The following is an 18,954-nucleotide window of genomic DNA, read 5'->3' on the forward strand; positions in this document are numbered from 1 at the left end:
GCCAAGGCAGTGAGTTCTATGAACACTATTTTTGACAAAATTATCAGTCGTGAAATTCCAGCTGACATCGTGTATGAAGATGAGCTTGTTTTGGCCTTTAAGGACATTGCTCCCAAGGCCCCCGTACATTATTTGATCATTCCTAAACAGGCCATTGCCACACTCAACGACGCTAATCTTGAGCATCAAGCATTACTAGGGCACATGATGCTTACTGCAGCTCAACTGGCTAAAGACACCGGTATCGCAGACGGCGGTTATCGCGTACAGATGAACTGCAATGCAGATGGGGGGCAAGTGGTCTATCACATTCATTTGCATCTCATGGGCGGTCGAGCACTTGGCACCTGAGCTAAGCAGTGGCGGCAGCCCAAGCAAGGCTAACTAGCGGCCACCATTGCTGTTAACGCCTGCACTAATAACTCACACTCAACCACACTGCCGACGCTAATGCGCAGATAATTACTAATACGGGGGCTACTCGTGAGGTGGCGTATGATAATACCCTGCTCTCGTAAGGAGGCTGCAATTTCTTGCGCTCTTAGGGTTTCATGGGTGACAAACAAGAAATTAGCGTAGGATTGCGTCATACTAAAACCCAACGCTTTTAGCTGCCCTGCTAGTTTTTCCCGCTGTGCAATATTAGCTTGGCAAGTCTCTTGAAAGTAACTCACATCCTTTATTGCCGCTATGGCACCGGCTTGAGATTCACTACTTAGAGGGTAAGAATTGAAACTATTTTTGACTCTTTCTAGGGCTTCTATAAGGTGACTTTGACCCAATGCAAAACCAACCCTTAAACCCGCTAATGAACGTGACTTAGATAGAGTTTGAACCACCAAAAGGTTATCAAACTCGGGGACTAATTGAGCCGCTGATTGGCCACCAAAATCAATATAAGCCTCATCAATCACGACCACTCTATTAGTATTGGCCATTAACAATTGCTGGATATCCATTAAACTCAGTAACTCACCTGTGGGTGCATTAGGATTGGGCAAAATCACTCCACCATTAGGCTGCGAGAAATCAGAAACATTAATAGTCAAATCTTCAGACAAGGGCACTTCGCACTTTTTAATACCATACAAGCCACAGTATACGGGGTAGAAACTATAACTGATGTCAGGAAAGAGCAAGGGTTCACTGTGCTGTAGCAAGGCCTGAAAAGTATGGGCTAAAACCTCATCAGAACCGTTACCAACAAATACGTTATCAATGTTTAAGCCTGTGGAATCTGCCAAACACTGGCGCAATTTAGTGGCGTTAGGGTCTGGGTACAAACGCAATGATTCATTCAGTTGATTTTGTATGGCCACAAAAACCTTGGGCGAAGGTGGAAATGGGTTTTCATTGGTATTAAGCTTTACTAAGTTGGTTAACTTAGGCTGCTCTCCCGGCACATAGGGTGACAAATCATGTACTTTGGGTGACCAAAAGCGTTTTAAATTTGTATTAGATGAGTTCAATTAAGCATCCAACTCTGTGATTTCGTAATCGTGGCTAATGGCAACGTTGCCCTTTTCCAGCATCAAAGAAGCAGAGCAATACTCCTCAGCAGATAATTGAATAGCACGGGCCACGTGCTTGGCTTTTAAATGACGCCCAGTCACCACAAAATGAAGGTGGATTTTAGTAAACACAGCCGGCACTGCGTCCGCCCGCTCCGCAGTCAAATGTGCCACACAATCGGTGACATCTTGGCGCGTTTTTTTAAGAATGGTCATCACATCGAAGGAAGCACAACCGCCCAACCCCATAAGGATTAATTCCATGGGTCTTGCACCACGGTTTTCGCCACCCATATCAGGTGGACCATCCACTGTCACCGTGTGACCCGAACCTGATTCAGTGGTAAAGCTCACACCACCGGCCCAACTTACTTTTGCTTGCATCATGTTCTATTGCCTAATATTCAGATTGATCGAAGACTAGCCTTGCTGGGGACGCCAAGTTTGAGAACGTCCAAATAAAGAAATACCTATATAGCCCCTTAAATCTAGCGTGCCATCAGCATTAAGTTTGATCGTGCACTTATAAGATTTACCATTACTTGGATCATAAATGGTACCGCCCTGCCATGTCTGCTTACCCTGCTTTGAAACGGTGTAAGCCATTCCATGAAGCATTACGAGTCCAACAATCGGTTGCTCGTGTTGTGTAACATCTGGATTTTTACGATCAACTTTTGGTTGCCCTTCTAAACCTTCCACCTGCATGTCTGCGCCATAGTTAGGCTCTTTCAAGGATATAAATTTACCAAAATATTGACCTTCTTGCTGATAAATTTCAACCACTGCTTTATCGTCTGGTGTGACCCATGAGCCAATAATTTGATCACCATTAGCCCAAACAACAGTGGAGCTCAGGGCCCATGCCAAGACCACAATCGACGTCAATAAAGCCGCTTTTTGGAGCCGAGAAATTAGTTTAGGTTGGGTTAAATGAATAGCCTTGGCTTTTGCTGGCTCAGTGGGTGGATAGTTTTTCATCATCATAATAATAACCTCTTATTTTCGTTCATTACGGGGCACCGAATAGCTCGGCTAATTTTGCACCAGGATCACCGGCGCGCATAAAAGATTCACCTACCAAAAATGCATTCACACTTTGCTTTTGCATGAGCAGAACATCAGCAGGAGTGCGGATACCGCTCTCGGTAATAACCATACGATCATCTGGCACCATGGATAACAGATCAAAGGTGGTCTGCAGCGTTAGGTCAAAGGTATGTAAATTGCGATTATTAATACCCATTAAAGGGGTCTTTAATGTGAGCGCCCGACCCAATTCTTGAGCATCATGGGACTCGACTAACACGTCCATACCCAGCTCTTCTGCCAAACGAGCTAAAGTTTGCATTTGTTGATCTTCCAAACAAGCCACGATGAGTAAAATACAATCGGCACCAATCGCTCTAGCTTCGTATACTTGGTAAGGGTCTACAATAAAATCTTTACGTATAACCGGCAGACTGCAAGCGGCCCGAGCTTGCTGCAAATAATTTTCGTGGCCTTGAAAGAAGTCAGCGTCAGTTAAGACTGACATGCACGCAGCACCACCCGTTTGATAACTGGCAGCAATTTGTCCCGGATCAAAATTTTCACGGATCACCCCTTTACTAGGGGAGGCTTTTTTGACTTCGGCAATCACGGCCGGCAAACCTTGATCTAACTTGGCTTGCATGGCTTTGGCAAAACCACGAGGGGCCATGGGGCCAATTTGATTGGCTTTAACTTTGAGTTTTAAATGATCGATGGGGGTCTGATGCTGTCGCTCTTTAATTTCTTCAAGTTTGCGCACTAAAATGCGCTTCAGGACTGTTGGGGTACTCATGATGCATTAAACCCCTGCGTCAAGTGAATAAGATCATCTAACTTTCGCTGCGCTGAGCCACTATTAATCACCCACTTCGCTTGTTCTATACCCGCTGCCAAATCAACAGCAAGGTCTGCACAATAAATGGCTGCGCCGGCATTGAGTAACAACATGTCCAGTGGCGCACCCGCTTGGCCAGCGAAAGCTTGTTTAATTAATTTTAAACTTGCCAATGCATCATCCACCACTAATGCCTCTAAATTCGTGTGGGATAAGTTATAAGTGCTGGGATCTATGGTGTATTCATTGATTTCATCATCTTTTAGCTCTACCACGTAGGTCGGTGCAGCAATACTAATTTCATCTAAGCCATCTTCAGAATGAACCACCATCACATGTTTACTGCCCAAGCGACGCAGTACTTCAGCCATGGGCCGTTGCCATTGGCGACTAAATACACCTAACACCTGATGACGCGCACCCGCAGGGTTAGTCAAAGGGCCTAAAATATTAAATAGCGTCCGAATTGCCATTTCACGCCGTGGGCCGATCGCATGCTTCATGGCGCTATGATGGGCAGGGGCAAACATAAAGCCTACTCCTAGGTCAGCAATACACTGCTCCACCTGCAGGGGCTTAAGCATGATATCTACCCCCGCAGCTTCAAGTAGGTCAGAGCTGCCACTTTTGGAAGAAATAGAGCGATTGCCATGCTTAGCTACTTGAGCCCCAGCGGCCGACGCAATAAAGGCACAGCCTGTGGAAACATTGAATATGCCTGAACTGTCTCCCCCTGTGCCACAGGTATCGATGACATGTTCACCATGCACTTTGACACCTGAAGCCAGTGCCCGCATGGCAATGACCGCCCCCGTAATTTCGTCTACAGTTTCACCTTTCATGCGCAAACCCACCAAGAAACCACCGATCTGAGCCTGTGTGGCCTCACCAGTCATAATAAGATTCATCACGGCCTGCATTTGGGCTTGGCTTAAGTCTTGTCGCTCGGTAACAGCCGCAATGGCCTGTTGCATATTCATGGAGAACCCTTGTTCAACTGCAATCATTTTACAAACTCTACTCTAGCAAATAACACCACAAAAAATCAGGCTTTATAAACATCATTTAGTAAATAAATTAGTCTTTTGAGTTAATCAGCCTCAGCACCTAAAAAGACATAAAAAAAGACCAAGAGATCTAAGCTGATTTAAGGAGTTTAATGCTAAAGTTGTTTATTGATGATACCAGAGGCCGAAATTAATACTGATTAAAGTCACAGACCTTGACGTATGTTGTAGGTAAAATCTTAGACCACCTTAGCGCTTAAGAAAGTTAGCCAAAAGTTCGTGCCCTTGATGCGTTAACACAGATTCTGGATGAAACTGAACACCCTCGACATCCAGAGTTTTGTGACGCAGTCCCATGATCGCCTCTTTTTCACCCAATGCATTTAAGCTCCAAGCTGTGGCCTCTAAACAAGAAGGTAACGAATGCGCCTCTACCACTAAGGAATGATAGCGAGTGACTTCTAAAGGTTGCTCTAAGCCCGAAAATACACCCGTTTGTTGGTGCTGTACCATAGACGTTTTCCCATGCATCACTTTTTTAGCACGAACCACCTTACCACCAAAGACTTGGCCGATACTCTGGTGACCCAAGCACACGCCTAGTAGGGGTATTTTTCCCGCAAAGTGAGCGATGGCTACCAAAGAAATACCCGCTTCGTTGGGCGTACACGGCCCTGGCGAAATGACAATATGAGTCGGCGCTAACTGCTCAATGTCTGCAAGGCTAATTTCATCATTTCGATAGACCACAACCTCAGCCCCAAGCTCGCGGAAATAGCGCACTAGGTTATAAGTGAACGAATCATAATTATCGAGCATTAACAGCACAAAAAGCCCCACCAGAAAATAAGAATTAGTTTTAACAGTTTCAACGTTACCACATTATACTCGCTGGTAGCACCCAAACCTAGCCATGCTTTGGACTAAGCAGAACGAAACTTTCTTAACCCTAACATCATTAAGCCCGTCGCCAATAATAAGTAAACCACCATGGTGAGCACAGATTGCTGGAAACTATAGCCTAGATCAACCAAGTATCCTAGCCAAACCGGGCCTAAGGCTGAGGCAAAAACTACAAAGGTCCAATATAAGCTTTTAATAGACCCTAAATAACGCACACCATAACATTCTGGCCACAGGGCAGACTGAGCTGTTTGTGCTAAACCAGAACCTATACCTAGGAGCACCATATAGACCCAGATGACCCAATAACTATCGACTAAATTAATCATGATTAAGGCTGCTGCGATGGGTAACAGAGTAAACGGCATAAGCGCTAGGGCACTAAACCGATCAATTAGTTGACCAGAAACAACGGCCATAGCCGTGGCTATTACTGAGTAAAGAAGATAGTTACCCGTCATAAAGGTATGCGACCAGCCTTTTTCATCAGCTAAATTAAGGTGGTGAAAAAATAGTGCTGTACTGACCAAGGATGAGGCAGATACCCCTGGCAAAATTAAGTAAAAGCGATAGTCCTTAAGCACATCTCGGCGACGCCACGACTTTATGCTAACAGCACTTTTACCAACCTCATGCACTGACTCTTGGGGACCCGATCCTTTAGCCTCACGCTGATTGAGATTTAGTTCATAGTCTTGGTGACGCCCTTGATGCCCTCTCAGCAGCCACATGCTGGCAGGAAGAACCATCAGCATTACCACCAAAGCCACACCCATATAGCTACTACGCCAGCCGATAGCAGCAATAGCCATGACTGCTATTAAGGGCAATATAGCCTCACCTGCTGCAAAGCCCATAGCCACCATTGCTGTGGCTTTGCCCCGTTGCTGCTCAAAATACCGACCCATGGAGGTGTAAGCCACATGACTCATTAACCCTTGGCCCAACTGTCTTAACAAAAATACCCCAATCACTAACCAAGCCAAACTATGCACTTGGGTAATAAACCAACAGGCAAAAGCTAAACACAAGACCACAGAAAACGTGTAACGCTGCAATGACACTTGATCAATCAATTTGCCTGTAATTGGCAATAAAAAAGCACTCAACAAGGTGCCCGCCATATAAATGCTGCCCCACTGCGTGTGGCTCATAGCAAAGTCTTGCTGAATGGCATGACCAAAGATACCAATAAAGTAGGTCTGTCCAAAAGAAGAGGCAAAAGCGGTCATCAGACCAAACATTATAAAACGCGTATGGTTTTTTAGTAATAATCCATAAGCGCCTAGTATCATGTTTTAAAATCTCAAGCAGCGAGTTAAAAAATTATTCCCCCGCTGCAATTAGGCTCGCATTGCCTCCTGCAGCAGTTGTATCAATACACAAATGGCGTTCCATGGTATATCGCTGTGGGTCTGCGGTTTCACTAATCAATGGCAGTAAAGGCCCTACTTTTTTAGCTAAGGCCAGCCTTAATTGCCTCTGATAACCAGCGTCACTGTTCGCAGTTACGGCATGATAGCCTGACAAAGCCACAATGTCAGTAGCTGCTAGCTGCCCTTGAATAACCACCAAGGGTAAGTCACATTTAGGTAGATTAAGATCATTAGCAACCATGACCACACCATTGCCTTGAGCTAAGGCTGTTTGTGCTTGCAGTAAGGCAGAGTGTCTATTTGGCCCCAAACACAAAACCACACCCCGAGCCACGGTACTGAGTTGATTTAATTCTCCGGTCGGGCCCGGCAACAACACTGGATCGCGGCATAAGTCTTTTAATTGGCTTGCTTGTGATCCAAAAATTTGGGTTAACTCAGACACTCTATCACTGCATTTTTGCCACTCAAGAAGCCCTTTACTCGGCAGTGAATCGATGGCTTTTTGCACCTGATCTAAACTGACTAGATGACCTGAGGGAGGACATGCCTTAACTCTGAAAGGCTTGCGCAAACGCTGCACATATTGTGGACCGCCGGCTTTGGGGCCCGTGCCTGACAATCCTTCACCCCCAAACGGCTGACTTCCAACAACGGCGCCGATTTGGTTACGATTGACATAGGTATTGCCTGCATGCACGCCTTTTACAAGTTGCTCTACCCGTGCGTCAACTCGTGTATGCACACCAAAGGTTAGGCCATAACCTTGAGCATTAATGCTTTTAACAACCTGATCTAAGTCTTTCGCCGCAAAGGTTGCCACATGCAAAACGGGGCCAAAAACTTCCTCTTTAAGATCCTCGATACCGTTAAGCTTGATCACAGCTGGGCCCACAAACAAACCGTTTGTCGGCGCTGAGAGGTGTTTGAGCAGGCGACCTGCGGCGCCATGTTGCACAATATATTGCTCGATATTAGTTTTCGCTGTGGCATCAATTACGGGTCCTACATCGGTATGTAAATGCCACGGGTTGCCCAAGGTGAGTTCATCCATAGCCCCATAAAGCATATGCAAAACCTTGTCAGCGATATCCTCTTGCAGGTACAACATACGCAGAGCCGAACAACGTTGCCCAGCACTTTGAAAAGCCGAAGCCAACACATCGCGCACAACTTGTTCTGGTAAGGCTGTAGAGTCCACTACCATGGCATTAAGACCACCTGTCTCAGCGATCATAACGGCGTCTGCCTCTAAATGAGTCGCCATGGCCGTGTTGATGTGCTGTGCTGTGGCCGTAGAGCCCGTAAAACACACCCCATTGACCCTTGCATCACTGGTAATAGGCACACCGACCTCGTGGGGGCCTCCAGGTAAAAACTGAACCGCACCAGCAGGAATACCGGCTGCATGCATTAGCTGTATCGCCTTATAGGCCACTAGATTAGTTTGGCCCGCAGGTTTTGCTAAAATAGCATTACCACCTGCCAGTGCGGCAAAAATTTGACCACTAAAAATAGCTAGAGGGAAGTTCCAAGGTGAGATACATGTGATCACACCGCGACCTTGAACCTGAGGCCCTGATGCCATTTCTTGGGCATAAAATCTCGCAAAATCAACCGCTTCACGCAATTCACCCACCGCATCCAGCCAGGTCTTGCCTGCTTCCTTAGCTAAAATAGCAAATAACTCTGTGGCATTATCCTCGTACAAGTCTGCAGCTTTCTCAAAACACGCCACCCGCTCTGCTAGGGGCATGGCGAGCCATTCTGCTTGCCCTAGGGGCGCAGCTTGTAACGCTGCTTCTACCTGCTGTTTTGAGCTCATGTGGACTTGACCCACCCGCTCGCCGTCTACCGCTGGATTAATGACCCAGTGAGGAGCTTCTAATGTGCCTTCAAAATGAGCCACAAGCGGCTGCGCATGCCAATAGCTTTGGTTTAGATGCTCGCGTGCTGATTGCATTAGGGCAATGGTAGGGGCATCGGTTATATCCCAGCCCTTGGCGTTCTTTCTATGACTCGCAAGATTTTGTGCAAATAGATCTTGCGGCTGCACAATGGCATGACTGCGGCAACTTAGCCCTTGTTCTAAACGCTCTAAAACAACATTGATTGGGTCTTGAGCAATCGTTTCTGGGGCAATCTCTGGATTGACTAGTTGGTGTACAAAGGAAGAATTAGCACCATTTTCTAATAAGCGCCTAACTAAGTAGGCTAATAAATCTTGGTGCGCACCCACAGGAGCATAAACTCGGCAACGGATACCACCTTGAGCCATCACACTAGCATGCAGAGATTCTCCCATGCCATGCAAACGCTGAAATTCATAGGCATGTTTGTCGCCTGCAAGTTGCAAAATAGCCGCAACAGAGTGGGCATTGTGGGTCGCAAATTGTGCATAGATAAGATCATTCATAGCGAGCATTTTTTTTGCACAGGCTAAATAAGACACATCCGTATTAGCTTTGCGGGTAAACACAGGAAAATCTGTCAACCCAATGACTTGAGCACGTTTGATTTCTGCATCCCAATAAGCACCTTTGACTAAGCGCACCATAATCTTTCGATCTAAGCTCCTAGCCAACTCATAGAGCCAATCCAGCACCCAAGGTGCGCGTTTACTGAAGGCTTGCACTACCACGCCAAAACCATGCCAACCTGACAGTTCTGGTGCAGCTAATACGGCCGCAATAACATCCAGTGAAATATCTAAACGATCAGCCTCTTCAGCATCAATATTGAAGCCCATATTGGCTGCCTTAGCTTGCAACGCTAAAGCCAATACCTTGGGTACTAGCTCTGTTAATACCCGCTCACGCTGACTCCATTCATAACGTGGATGTAGGGCAGATAATTTCACTGAAATACCTGGATTATTGCGAATGTCATCATTATTACAATGGGGAATGAGGTCTACAATAGCCGCACTATAGGACTCAAAATAGCGGCCTGCATCTTCAGCAGTGCGCGCCGCTTCACCCAACATATCGTAAGAATGAGTGTAGCCTTGAACTGTCAGCTTTTTTGCCCGCCGGGTGGCTTCTTTCATGGTGCGGCCTAATACAAACTGAGACCCCAGTTCTTTCATGGCTTGGGCTACAGCCTTGCGCACCACAGGCTCACCGACCCGCTTCACAAGGCCACGCATGGCGGAGCCCACTTTTTCGGCATCCACAGGTGCAAGCAATTTACCTGTGACAAGCAATGCCCAAGTAGACGAATTGATAAGGGATGAGTTTGAATGTCCAAGGTGGCTGGACCAGTCCCCTGCCTGCACCTTATCTTCGATTAAGGCATCAATTGTTGCTTTGTCGGGCACTCGCAATAAAGCTTCAGCCATGCACATCAGCGCCACACCTTCTTTGGTGCTTAAGCCATACTCACCAAGAAATTTTTCCATCATAGTGGGACTAGAGTGGTTGCGTACATGACGCACCAAACTCGCAGCTTGTACTGACATTTGAGTACGCTTATCTAGGCTTAGGTCTAAGCTTTTCAATAAGGCGTCCATACACACCTGTTCATCGGCTATATAGGCCTTGCGCAACTCTATGCGAAGGATTTTTAATTGATCCTTGCGGGTCAATGAAAAGAGGGATTCAGTCATGGCGTAGTTAAGACATAGTTGAGTTCAATGGTCCATTTTAGGCCTATATTAAAAGACATATTCCCTATAATTAATATATTTACAATAATAAAAAACTATAAATGCATACAAATAAAGCTAATATAGATACTATATCGATTGATATGTAGTGAAACCTATAATAAAACGATTGCTGTTGTAACTCATCTTAGTCAATCAAGCGATCTCACCCTAAAAGGCAACCCCATGTACACCTTAGACCGCCACGACCGAGCGATCATCGCTGCCCTGCAAAAAGATGGCCGTATGACGAATACAGCCTTAGCCCAAACCGTCGGATTGTCTAACACACCCTGTCAAATTCGCCTTAAGCGCTTGCAAGAACAGGGCTATATCACGGGTTTTGTCGCCTTAGTCAATAAGACCAAACTCGGCTTGGATCACGTCGCATTTGTGCAAGTCACTTTAGCATCCACCAGCAGTAAAGCACTGGCAGCTTTTAACGCTGCCGTCGGCACTATTGCAGACATAGAGCAGTGCCACATGATCGCCGCTAGCTTTGATTATTTACTAAAGGTTAGGACTAAGGATATGGCCAACTATCGGGCCGTTTTGGGTGAAAAAATATCCACTCTCCCCCATGTGGTGCAAACCAGTACCTTTGTGGTCATGGAAAGTGTCAAAGATTTTTAGTCAGATAATTGGACATCCAACCAAGCCCCCCAAGGGTATCGGATTTAGGTCGATACTCACAGCCAACATAACCTGTATAGGAAGAACCATTTAAAGTGTCAAACACGAGATCATAGTTGAGTAGACCCGTGTTAGGCTCATGGCGATCAGGCACCCCCGCTATCTGCACGTGGAATATATACGGCAGCAGTAATTTAAACTGCTGCAGCGCATTACCTTCATGTTTTTGACAATGGAAAAAATCAAACTGGAGACCAAGATTACTGACATTAATCAGTTTCAGCAAACGCAGGGCTTGCGCTTGATTTGATATCAAATAGTGGGGCATATCGATGGGGTTAATGGCTTCTATGGTCAAGCGAACTCCCACCTCTGAGGCTTGTGATGCAGCCCAGCGCAGGTTGTCTATATAAACTTGCTCAGCGGCTGCAAGACTGATCCCTTGTGGAATTAAGCCTGCCATGACATGAACTAAGGGCTGCCCCATGGCTGTGGCATAGACCAAAGCTTGGTTAACAGATTTTCGAAACTCCTTTATTCGGCTAACATCACAAGCCATGCCCCGATCGCCAAGTTGCCAATTACCAGCGGCGGTATTGATCAACACTTGAGGCATACCACTGTTGCGCATCGCAATGACGAGTTGGTCTACGCTAACCTCATAAGGGAATAGACATTCCACTGCCACAAAGCCATTATCAGCTGCAGCTTGATAGCGTTGCAAAAATGGCAATTCATTAAATAACATAGAAATGTTGGCACAAAGCTTGAGCATAGGGATAATAGCTGTATTAGGTCTAACTTCAGTTCACATATTCGGGCAGCTTATCATGAACACCATCCCATCTGTAGGTTTCATCGGCCTTGGTTTAATGGGTCACGCCATGGCTAAACAGTTAATAAAAGCAGGTTATTCACTGTGTATTCATAGCCGCACAGCGAGCAAAGCAGTGCCATTGGTCGCCCTTGGCGCAACCTACGCTCAAACCCCAGTACAGTTAGCAAAAATAGTAAAAAACAATATTATTATTGTGTGTGTGACCGATTCCACAGCCCTAGAAGACGTCATGCTCGGTGCGCAGGGTTTACTCAGTCATATTGACCCCGGATGCTTGGTTATTGACATGGGCACTAGCCGCTTTGATCTCACCCAAACCCTTGCCAAGCAGGCCCAAGTAAAAGGGGCACACTTTTTAGACGCGCCTGTATCGGGTGGCCAAATAGGTGCGCAGCAAGGTACCCTATCGATTATGGCAGGTGGCCACCCAGCTCAACTTGAACGAGCCCAACCTTTGTTTAATACCATGGCCAAACAAACCACACATGTAGGAGGTAACGGTTGTGGTCAATTAGCCAAAACAGCCAATCAAATGATTGTTGGAGCCACCCTCAATATCGTGGCGGAAGCATTATTCTTAGCCAAAAAAAATGGTGCTGATCCAGCCAAAGTCAGAGCTGCTTTAGGGGGTGGGTTTGCCGATAGCAAAATTTTACAGCTGCATGGCCAGCGGATGGTCGACAAGGCATTCACCCCTGGCGCTCGAGCCACTACTCAGCTGAAAGATCTGCAGCAAGCAGCCGACTTGGCACAAAGCTGCGAACTTAATTTGCCCCTTAACCAAGCCTGTCTAAGCCAATGGCAAGGGATGGTTGACGCTGATCTTGGCGGACTAGACCAAGCTGGAATTTTGGCTTGGGTGGAGTTAAATAATGAACAAAGCTGTCCAAAATAGCTGACTCTTAAGTGAAATGTCAAAATACTTTACTTAATCTGACCATTAAAAATTTAAATCATAATTTTTGAAATTTTAACGTGTTAAATTTATAGTAAAGCTTTAACATTAGTTCAAAGCATTGATAAGTCGACCTATTTCACTCGCTTAAACATGGCGCACCCGGCTATATGACAATGAGCAAAAATGCATGCCTGTAATTACCTTTAAAAATCTTAGAAAAGCATATGGCTCTGCAGAAATCATCCATGGCATTGATCTTATTATGGAAGACCATGAGTTCACTGTTTTTGTAGGACCGTCTGGTTGTGGTAAATCCACCATATTAAGAATGGTGGCAGGCTTAGAAACGGTGACTTCGGGCCAAATTTTAATGAATGGTAAAGATATCTCTCAGCTTGAACCTATCGAACGTGATGTGGCTATGGTGTTTCAAGACTATGCTCTTTATCCCCACATGAATGTTGCAAAAAACATGTCTTTTGCCTTGCGATTAGCCAAATACCCAAAGGCTGAAATTAGTCAACGGATTAATAATGTAGCTGCCATGTTAGGGCTAGAAACACTATTACACAGAAAGCCAGGTCAGTTATCAGGTGGACAGAGGCAGCGCGTTGCCATGGGCCGTGCATTGGTGAGAGACGCATCTAGTCTGTTAATGGATGAGCCTTTATCAAATCTAGATGCCAAATTACGCGTACAGATGAGAGCCGAATTAGCCATAATACGCGATAAGATTGAGAAAAATATTATCTATGTCACTCATGATCAGGTTGAGGCCATGACTTTAGGTGATCGGATTGTGGTGATGCAAGAGGGGAGCATTCAGCAACATGGCACGCCCCAAGAACTCTTTGAAACTCCCGCCAATAAATTTGTTGCTGGGTTTATGGGTATGCCACCGATGAATTTCATGGACGCCACACTGGTTGAAGAAAATGGTAAGTTGTTAGCGCATAGTGCTTTTTTTAGCTTACCAGTCAAGGATCTCCAAAATAAACACCAGCTACCATCTTCTGGTGAGGTCACCATAGGCATTCGTCCGTCGGCACTGTTGCCAGTAGCCACAGCGGATGAAACCAGTGAACACATATTAACACTGCTAATAAAAGTGTGTGAATACACAGGATCACAGTCTCTACTGATTGCTGAAGTCAATAGTGTCAGAGTGTTGGTTGAGGTTAATTCTCAGCATTCTTTTAAAGTGGGAGACAACATCAAATTCTCGGTCAAACCACCCGATGTTTATGTGTTTGATCGAAATACTGAGCTTGCGATTTACTGATATAAAACAGGACATGTAGGCTATTACTTATCGACGTTAGAAATGTGTTTCAAAGGAGAAACCAATGTCTATGATACTAAAAATTGCTAAATCTACTCTGGTAGTGGTGGGTGCACTTGGTCTTGCGACTGGTGCTTTTAATGCCGCACACGCGGGCCCTTATGACGCCTATAAAGGCACACGCCTGGTAGTTAATTTTCCAGCCCATCCCCATTACAATGCAGTGATGAAAGTGTTGCCTGAATTTACTAAAGAGACAGGTATTGAGGTTGAAGTGGACCAGCTTCAGTATATGAAAATGCGAGAAAAGCAGACGCTGGAGTTGACCAAGCGAAAAGGTGATTATGATCTATTAGCCTATGTTGTTTTTTCTAAAGCTGATTATGTTTATGCCGATCAACTGGAAAATTTAGCCCGCTATTTCATGAACCCACGGCTATCTAACCCTGCTTATGATGCGCCAGACTTAATTGAGGGGTATGTGGCCAATATAGGTATTGCTGGTGGTCATAAAGGTTATTTGCCAGGCCCTACTGGTTCTATGTTTGGCTTACCCTTTGGTTCTGAAACGTCAATTTTAGGCTATCGTAAGGACATCTTTGAAAAACACAATTTAAGCGTGCCTAAGACTTACGATGAACTGTTAGAACTTGCTTGTAAGATTCCACAGCTTGAACCTGGGATGGGTGGATTAGCCTCTAGGGCTGCTTCAGGACATCACGCTAGCCATGCATTTTTATTGCATCTATCTCCCTTAGGAGGCCGTATTTTTGATGATGCTTGGAACCCCATTGTTAATAATGCAGCCGGTGTCCAAGCTGCTGAAGCCTTAAAAACAATTGTTGATTGTGGTGCCGAAGGTTCAAGAGCCTTTGATTTTGCCGAAGCTGGGGCCTCCTTTTTGCAAGGGCGTTCAGCAATGTTTCTCGATTCAACCGTATTTGCTGGACAGGTCAATGACCCAAGCAAGTCAAAGGTTGTGGGTAAGATAGGTTGGGCACCCCACCCTATGGGTGTGCGCAAGGGTTCACAAACGGGCGGTTTTGGAATTGCGATCCCAAAAAATGCTCAGAACAAAGAAGCGGCATTTTTATTAATGCAATGGTTAACCTCTAAAAAGGCAGATAAGCTAATTGCTCTGCAAGGTGGCAACCCTTCGCGCTATTCAACTCATAGTGATGCCGAAGTGAATGCTAAATTCCCACACATGAAAACCTTTGGTGAGGCACTTAAAGATGCTGACCCCGATTGGCGCCCAATTATCCCTGTTTGGGGAAAAATAAATGCTGATTTAGGGACCACCCTTTCAAAAATACTCACAGAAGATGCTGATATTCAAAGTTCACTTGATGGCGTTGCTGAGCGTGCCAAGCAAATCATGCAGGATGCAGGGTATTACACTTGGAATTAAATTGAGTGTTATAACTGTAAGTACCCAAATAGAGTGATAAGTTGTGCAGGTATAGGCTGCTATTGCGCCTATGCCTGACACAAGAGTGATCGTGCAGATCAGCACTTAACTTAACTTTTTTATCTTCTGTTTGTCTTCATATATATTTATTTATATTTGTTTATATAGGTTTAAAATTAAACAGGGTTTGCATTTTTAGGTATCTATTAATGAAGTCTTCAAGTTTAAATAAATTGACGCCCTATTTTTTTATAGCCCCTGCTGGTCTGGTTTTAGCCCTTGGTTTGTTGTATCCCATTAGTTATATGATGTATGCCAGCTTTCTCGACTGGAACCCTAGTCAGTTAATTGGCGAGGCAGACTGGGTTGGACTGAAAAACTATTCAACCCTGTGGCAAGATTATGCGTTTAGAGAGTCGTTATGGGTGACTCTCAAATTTGCTTTTAGTGTCGTCTTTATTGAAATGATCTTGGGTTTAAGCCTCGCACTATTATTGGATAGAAATATGCGCGGCATGTCTGCGCTGCGAACCATTTTTATCTTACCCATGATGATTGCTCCTATTGTGGTTGGCCTCATGTGGCGATACATGTATCACCCTAGTATTGGTGTATTTAATCGGACCTTAAACAGTCTTGGGTTTGAGTCCATCCCCTGGCTATCTGATTCAACTTGGGCTTTAATATCCATCATTATTGCCGACATTTGGCAATGGACACCTTTTATCTTTATCCTCTGCCTTGCTGCGTTACAGTCCCTCCCAAGATCAACCCTTGAAGCGGCACGCATGGATGGTGCAAATGCCTGGCAACAAGCCTTTTACATCAAGATTCCATTGATGATGCCTGTTTTAATTGTGACGCTATTATTGCGTTTAATTGACGCCTTTAAAGTATTGGAAGTTATTTTAGTCATGACCAATGGAGGCCCTGGATTATCCACTGAAATTATCGCTTTACGAATTTCTCGCACGGCCTCAGAGTTTCGAGAATTGGGAGTGGCGGCTGCCATGTCTAACTATTTGCTCATCTTACTCCTGTTGTTAACCCTTTCTATGTTTCTCTACAACCGCTTTATAGAGCAACACAGAGCCAAATCATTCAATGCAATAGGAAAAACTAGCCCATGACAAGAACAGTTGGGAGACCTAAAAACCCGGCTTTTTATGCGCTTATGGTGGCATTATTAGTGATGTCATTAGGGCCTATTATCATGATGGTCACAACGTCACTCAAACTTAATGTAGATATTATGAGTGATGCTAGCAGCCTGTGGTTTTCGCCAACACTCCAAAACTATGAGACTGTCTTGTGTGATGTACTTTGGTATGAGCCCGTAAATGTTGACTATTGTAATCCTACCTTTTCCCGTGCTTTGGGCAACTCAATATTTATTGCATTAATGTCAACAGCCATTACTCTGATACTGGGTTGCATGGCGGCCTACGCTTTAGTCCGGTTTAAATTCATGGGCCGTGGCACCATATCAATGACAAGTTTAATGATGCGTATGGTGCCTCCAGCGGTACTTTTGGTGCCCGTCTTTGGTATTTGGACCTTTAACTATGGCCTAGATGGCACCTTTGCTGGCATCGTTTTAGTGTATGTGGCCATGAACTTACCTTTTGTTATTTGGATATTACAAAGTTTCATTGTGCAGGTGCCTATGCAATTGGAAGAAGCCGCAAAAATGGACGGTGCTAATCCACTACAGATTTTTTTCTTAGTGGTTTTACCGGTCATCACGCCTGGATTAGCAGCTGCCGCTATTTTTACCTTTCGCATTGCTTGGAACGAATTTCTGCTCGCTAACGCCCTACTTAACAGGGACACAAGAACAGTGCCCGTGACCATCGTTAATTCATTAACAGAATATGACATTGACTGGGGTGTGATCATGGCAACAGGCATGCTACTGGCAATTCCTCCTATTATTTTCACCTTTGTGGCTTCCAAACAAATCATCACTGGCATGACTGCTGGAGCAGTCAAAGGCTAATATCAAGTCAGTGGCATAGTGGCAGTCACTAAGGCTTAGCATAAAAATCATGTATAATGTGGGCCTTGAGGCAACCCATGGTTAGGGTACCACAGCAACACAGTGGGTAATTAAAAGGACATTAATATGAAAGCAGATATTGGCCTCATTGGCCTTGCTGTTATGGGTGAAAACTTAGTATTAAATATGCACAGCAAAGGTTTTTCTGTTGCCGTATTTAACCGTACTAAGGATAAAATTGATCGTTTTCTAGCAGGTCGTGGTGCCAATAAAAACATTAAAGGCTGCCAGAGTATTGAGCAACTTTGCATGAGTCTTGAGCGGCCTCGTAAAGTTATGATTTTGATCAAGGCAGGCCAAGCAGTTGATGATACCATCGATATGCTGGTGCCGTTTCTCGAGCAGGGTGATGTGATTATCGATGGTGGTAACAGCCATTACCCTGACACGATAAGGCGCTGCAGCTATGTCGAAAGCAAAGGCCTGTTATATGTTGGGGCTGGGGTTTCTGGTGGCGAAGAGGGCGCCTTGCTTGGCCCATCCATAATGCCAGGGGGCTCATCCGCAGCATGGCCCTTGGTCAAATCCATGTTTCAAAAGATTGCCGCCCAAACCAATAAAGGTGAAGCCTGCTGTGAATGGGTGGGTGAGGATGGTGCGGGGCATTTTGTAAAAATGGTTCACAACGGCATTGAGTACGGTGACATGCAGATGATCTGTGAAACCTACCACATTATGAGAGATGGGCTGGGTCTATCTAACGAAGCCATGCACTCGGTGTTTAAAGAGTGGAATAAGGGTGTACTTGACTCCTATTTAATTGAAATTACTGCTGATATTTTGGGTTTCAAAGACGACAATGGTGAGGTGGTCATCGATCATATTCTCGATGCAGCTGGACAAAAAGGCACTGGTAAATGGACCGCGGTAACAGCCCTAGACTTTGGTCAACCTGTGACCCTCATCGGTGAAGCCGTTTTTGCTCGTTGCTTGTCAGCCCTAAAAGACGAACGAAAAGATGCGGCCAAGCAACTAAATGGCCCAGCAGTAGCCTTTGAAGGTGATAAAACGGCATTTATTGATGACTTACAGCAGGCGCTGTATGCCTCTAAAATAGTGTCCTATGCGCAGGGCTATCAATTACTACGAGCGTCAGCTTTAGAACATGGATGGCAGCTCAATTACGGTCAGATCGCTCAAATGTGGCGCGGTGGTTGTATCATTCGATCAGTGTTTCTTGATGATATTAAGGTCGCCTTTGATCATAACCCTGAGTTAGTTAATCTCATGCTCGATACCTTTTTTAAGCAGGCCATAGAAATTGCTCAGGCGGCTTGGCGGCGGGTAATTATGCAATCAGTTAAGTTGGGTATCCCCATGCCTGCCATGGCTTCGGCGCTAGCCTATTATGATGGTTATCGCACAGAGCACTTACCCGCCAATCTGCTACAGGCCCAACGAGATTATTTCGGTGCCCATACCTATGAGAGAATGGATCAGGCAAGGGGCGAGTTTTTCCATACTAACTGGACCGGAAGAGGGGGCACAACCTCGGCCTCTACCTATTTGGTTTAATGTTATTG

At 45.2% G+C, this 18,954-nt stretch carries 17 protein-coding genes; 8 read left to right on the top strand and 9 right to left on the bottom strand.

All coding sequences use genetic code 11. The features are described 5' to 3' along the window. Window positions 1-18: 18 nt before the first annotated feature. Complete coding sequence (locus tag ABXT59_RS10450; protein ID WP_443636054.1) at window positions 19-351, top strand: histidine triad nucleotide-binding protein; 333 nt, start codon at window positions 19-21, stop codon at window positions 349-351. Window positions 352-380: 29 nt separating this feature from the next. On the opposite strand, the gene hisC is transcribed toward ABXT59_RS10450, so the two are convergent. From hisC to putA, 8 genes are all read right to left on the bottom strand, one after another. Next, the gene (gene hisC / locus ABXT59_RS10455) at window positions 381-1,469 is read right to left on the bottom strand and encodes a histidinol-phosphate transaminase (RefSeq protein ID WP_443636055.1); all 1,089 of its coding nucleotides are present in this window, start codon (window positions 1,467-1,469) and stop codon (window positions 381-383) included. Next, window positions 1,470-1,895: an OsmC family protein gene (locus tag ABXT59_RS10460; protein WP_443638600.1), complete on the bottom strand. Its 426-nt coding sequence runs from the start codon at window positions 1,893-1,895 to the stop codon at window positions 1,470-1,472. A gap of 36 nt (window positions 1,896-1,931) precedes the next feature. Continuing rightward, window positions 1,932-2,498, bottom strand: coding sequence for a DUF2147 domain-containing protein (locus tag ABXT59_RS10465; RefSeq protein WP_443636056.1), 567 nt, complete (start codon window positions 2,496-2,498; stop codon window positions 1,932-1,934). A gap of 25 nt (window positions 2,499-2,523) precedes the next feature. Further along, window positions 2,524-3,336, bottom strand: a complete 813-nt coding sequence (trpC, locus tag ABXT59_RS10470) for an indole-3-glycerol phosphate synthase TrpC (RefSeq protein WP_443636057.1) — start codon at window positions 3,334-3,336, stop codon at window positions 2,524-2,526. Beyond that, the gene (gene trpD / locus ABXT59_RS10475) at window positions 3,333-4,385 is read right to left on the bottom strand and encodes an anthranilate phosphoribosyltransferase (protein ID WP_443636058.1); all 1,053 of its coding nucleotides are present in this window, start codon (window positions 4,383-4,385) and stop codon (window positions 3,333-3,335) included. The genes trpC and trpD overlap by 4 nt, the downstream gene beginning before the upstream one ends. A 249-nt stretch (window positions 4,386-4,634) precedes the next feature. Beyond that, window positions 4,635-5,213 (bottom strand): anthranilate synthase component II, encoded by a 579-nt coding sequence (locus tag ABXT59_RS10480; RefSeq protein WP_443636059.1) that lies wholly within the window; start codon window positions 5,211-5,213, stop codon window positions 4,635-4,637. A 95-nt stretch (window positions 5,214-5,308) separates the two neighbouring features. Further along, the gene (locus ABXT59_RS10485; RefSeq protein WP_443636060.1) at window positions 5,309-6,583 is read right to left on the bottom strand and encodes an MFS transporter; all 1,275 of its coding nucleotides are present in this window, start codon (window positions 6,581-6,583) and stop codon (window positions 5,309-5,311) included. A 31-nt stretch (window positions 6,584-6,614) separates the two neighbouring features. Next, window positions 6,615-10,271 (bottom strand): bifunctional proline dehydrogenase/L-glutamate gamma-semialdehyde dehydrogenase PutA, encoded by a 3,657-nt coding sequence (putA, locus tag ABXT59_RS10490; RefSeq protein ID WP_443636061.1) that lies wholly within the window; start codon window positions 10,269-10,271, stop codon window positions 6,615-6,617. A 225-nt stretch (window positions 10,272-10,496) separates the two neighbouring features. Between putA and ABXT59_RS10495 the strand changes: the two genes are divergently transcribed. Then, complete coding sequence (locus ABXT59_RS10495; RefSeq protein ID WP_443636062.1) at window positions 10,497-10,943, top strand: Lrp/AsnC ligand binding domain-containing protein; 447 nt, start codon at window positions 10,497-10,499, stop codon at window positions 10,941-10,943. Here the strand turns inward: ABXT59_RS10495 and ABXT59_RS10500 are convergent. Then, a complete protein-coding gene (locus tag ABXT59_RS10500; RefSeq protein ID WP_443636063.1) occupies window positions 10,930-11,718 on the bottom strand; it encodes a hydroxypyruvate isomerase family protein in 789 nt (262 codons plus the stop codon). The two genes, ABXT59_RS10495 and ABXT59_RS10500, sit on opposite strands and share 14 nt — an antisense overlap. Before the next feature lie 55 nt (window positions 11,719-11,773). Between ABXT59_RS10500 and ABXT59_RS10505 the strand changes: the two genes are divergently transcribed. The 6 genes from ABXT59_RS10505 (at window position 11,774) to gnd (ending at window position 18,946) form a co-directional block, all read left to right on the top strand. Next, on the top strand, window positions 11,774-12,676 hold the full coding sequence (locus tag ABXT59_RS10505) for an NAD(P)-dependent oxidoreductase (RefSeq protein ID WP_443636064.1): 903 nt from the start codon (window positions 11,774-11,776) through the stop codon (window positions 12,674-12,676). 190 nt (window positions 12,677-12,866) lie between these two features. Continuing rightward, the gene (locus ABXT59_RS10510) at window positions 12,867-13,961 is read left to right on the top strand and encodes an ABC transporter ATP-binding protein (RefSeq protein ID WP_443636065.1); all 1,095 of its coding nucleotides are present in this window, start codon (window positions 12,867-12,869) and stop codon (window positions 13,959-13,961) included. Window positions 13,962-14,025: 64 nt separating this feature from the next. After that, window positions 14,026-15,372, top strand: coding sequence for an extracellular solute-binding protein (locus ABXT59_RS10515; RefSeq protein ID WP_443636066.1), 1,347 nt, complete (start codon window positions 14,026-14,028; stop codon window positions 15,370-15,372). A 209-nt stretch (window positions 15,373-15,581) separates the two neighbouring features. Continuing rightward, window positions 15,582-16,502: a carbohydrate ABC transporter permease gene (locus tag ABXT59_RS10520; protein WP_443636067.1), complete on the top strand. Its 921-nt coding sequence runs from the start codon at window positions 15,582-15,584 to the stop codon at window positions 16,500-16,502. Further along, window positions 16,499-17,371, top strand: a complete 873-nt coding sequence (locus ABXT59_RS10525) for a carbohydrate ABC transporter permease (RefSeq protein WP_443636068.1) — start codon at window positions 16,499-16,501, stop codon at window positions 17,369-17,371. The genes ABXT59_RS10520 and ABXT59_RS10525 overlap by 4 nt, the downstream gene beginning before the upstream one ends. Window positions 17,372-17,497: 126 nt before the next feature. Continuing rightward, entirely contained in the window at window positions 17,498-18,946 is a 1,449-nt protein-coding gene (gnd, locus tag ABXT59_RS10530) for a decarboxylating NADP(+)-dependent phosphogluconate dehydrogenase (RefSeq protein ID WP_443636069.1), read from the top strand. Window positions 18,947-18,954: the final 8 nt, after the last annotated feature.

The organism is Candidatus Njordibacter sp. Uisw_058 (genome assembly GCF_047730065.1).
Classification (GTDB): Bacteria; Pseudomonadota; Gammaproteobacteria; order Pseudomonadales; family Balneatricaceae; genus Njordibacter.

Excerpts from the sequence above, each read along its gene's own strand:
- ABXT59_RS10495 (WP_443636062.1), top strand. The coding sequence starts at position 10,497 with ATGTACACCTTAGACCGCCACGACCGAGCGATCATCGCTGCCCTGCAA.
- trpC (WP_443636057.1), bottom strand. The coding sequence starts at position 3,336 with ATGAGTACCCCAACAGTCCTGAAGCGCATTTTAGTGCGCAAACTTGAA.
- ABXT59_RS10460 (WP_443638600.1), bottom strand. The coding sequence starts at position 1,895 with ATGCAAGCAAAAGTAAGTTGGGCCGGTGGTGTGAGCTTTACCACTGAA.
- ABXT59_RS10465 (WP_443636056.1), bottom strand. The coding sequence starts at position 2,498 with ATGATGATGAAAAACTATCCACCCACTGAGCCAGCAAAAGCCAAGGCT.
- ABXT59_RS10515 (WP_443636066.1), top strand. The coding sequence starts at position 14,026 with ATGTCTATGATACTAAAAATTGCTAAATCTACTCTGGTAGTGGTGGGT.
- ABXT59_RS10450 (WP_443636054.1), top strand. The coding sequence starts at position 19 with ATGAACACTATTTTTGACAAAATTATCAGTCGTGAAATTCCAGCTGAC.
- putA (WP_443636061.1), bottom strand. The coding sequence starts at position 10,271 with ATGACTGAATCCCTCTTTTCATTGACCCGCAAGGATCAATTAAAAATC.
- ABXT59_RS10485 (WP_443636060.1), bottom strand. The coding sequence starts at position 6,583 with ATGATACTAGGCGCTTATGGATTATTACTAAAAAACCATACGCGTTTT.
- ABXT59_RS10520 (WP_443636067.1), top strand. The coding sequence starts at position 15,582 with ATGAAGTCTTCAAGTTTAAATAAATTGACGCCCTATTTTTTTATAGCC.
- trpD (WP_443636058.1), bottom strand. The coding sequence starts at position 4,385 with ATGATTGCAGTTGAACAAGGGTTCTCCATGAATATGCAACAGGCCATT.
- ABXT59_RS10500 (WP_443636063.1), bottom strand. The coding sequence starts at position 11,718 with ATGCTCAAGCTTTGTGCCAACATTTCTATGTTATTTAATGAATTGCCA.
- gnd (WP_443636069.1), top strand. The coding sequence starts at position 17,498 with ATGAAAGCAGATATTGGCCTCATTGGCCTTGCTGTTATGGGTGAAAAC.
- ABXT59_RS10510 (WP_443636065.1), top strand. The coding sequence starts at position 12,867 with ATGCCTGTAATTACCTTTAAAAATCTTAGAAAAGCATATGGCTCTGCA.
- ABXT59_RS10505 (WP_443636064.1), top strand. The coding sequence starts at position 11,774 with ATGAACACCATCCCATCTGTAGGTTTCATCGGCCTTGGTTTAATGGGT.
- ABXT59_RS10525 (WP_443636068.1), top strand. The coding sequence starts at position 16,499 with ATGACAAGAACAGTTGGGAGACCTAAAAACCCGGCTTTTTATGCGCTT.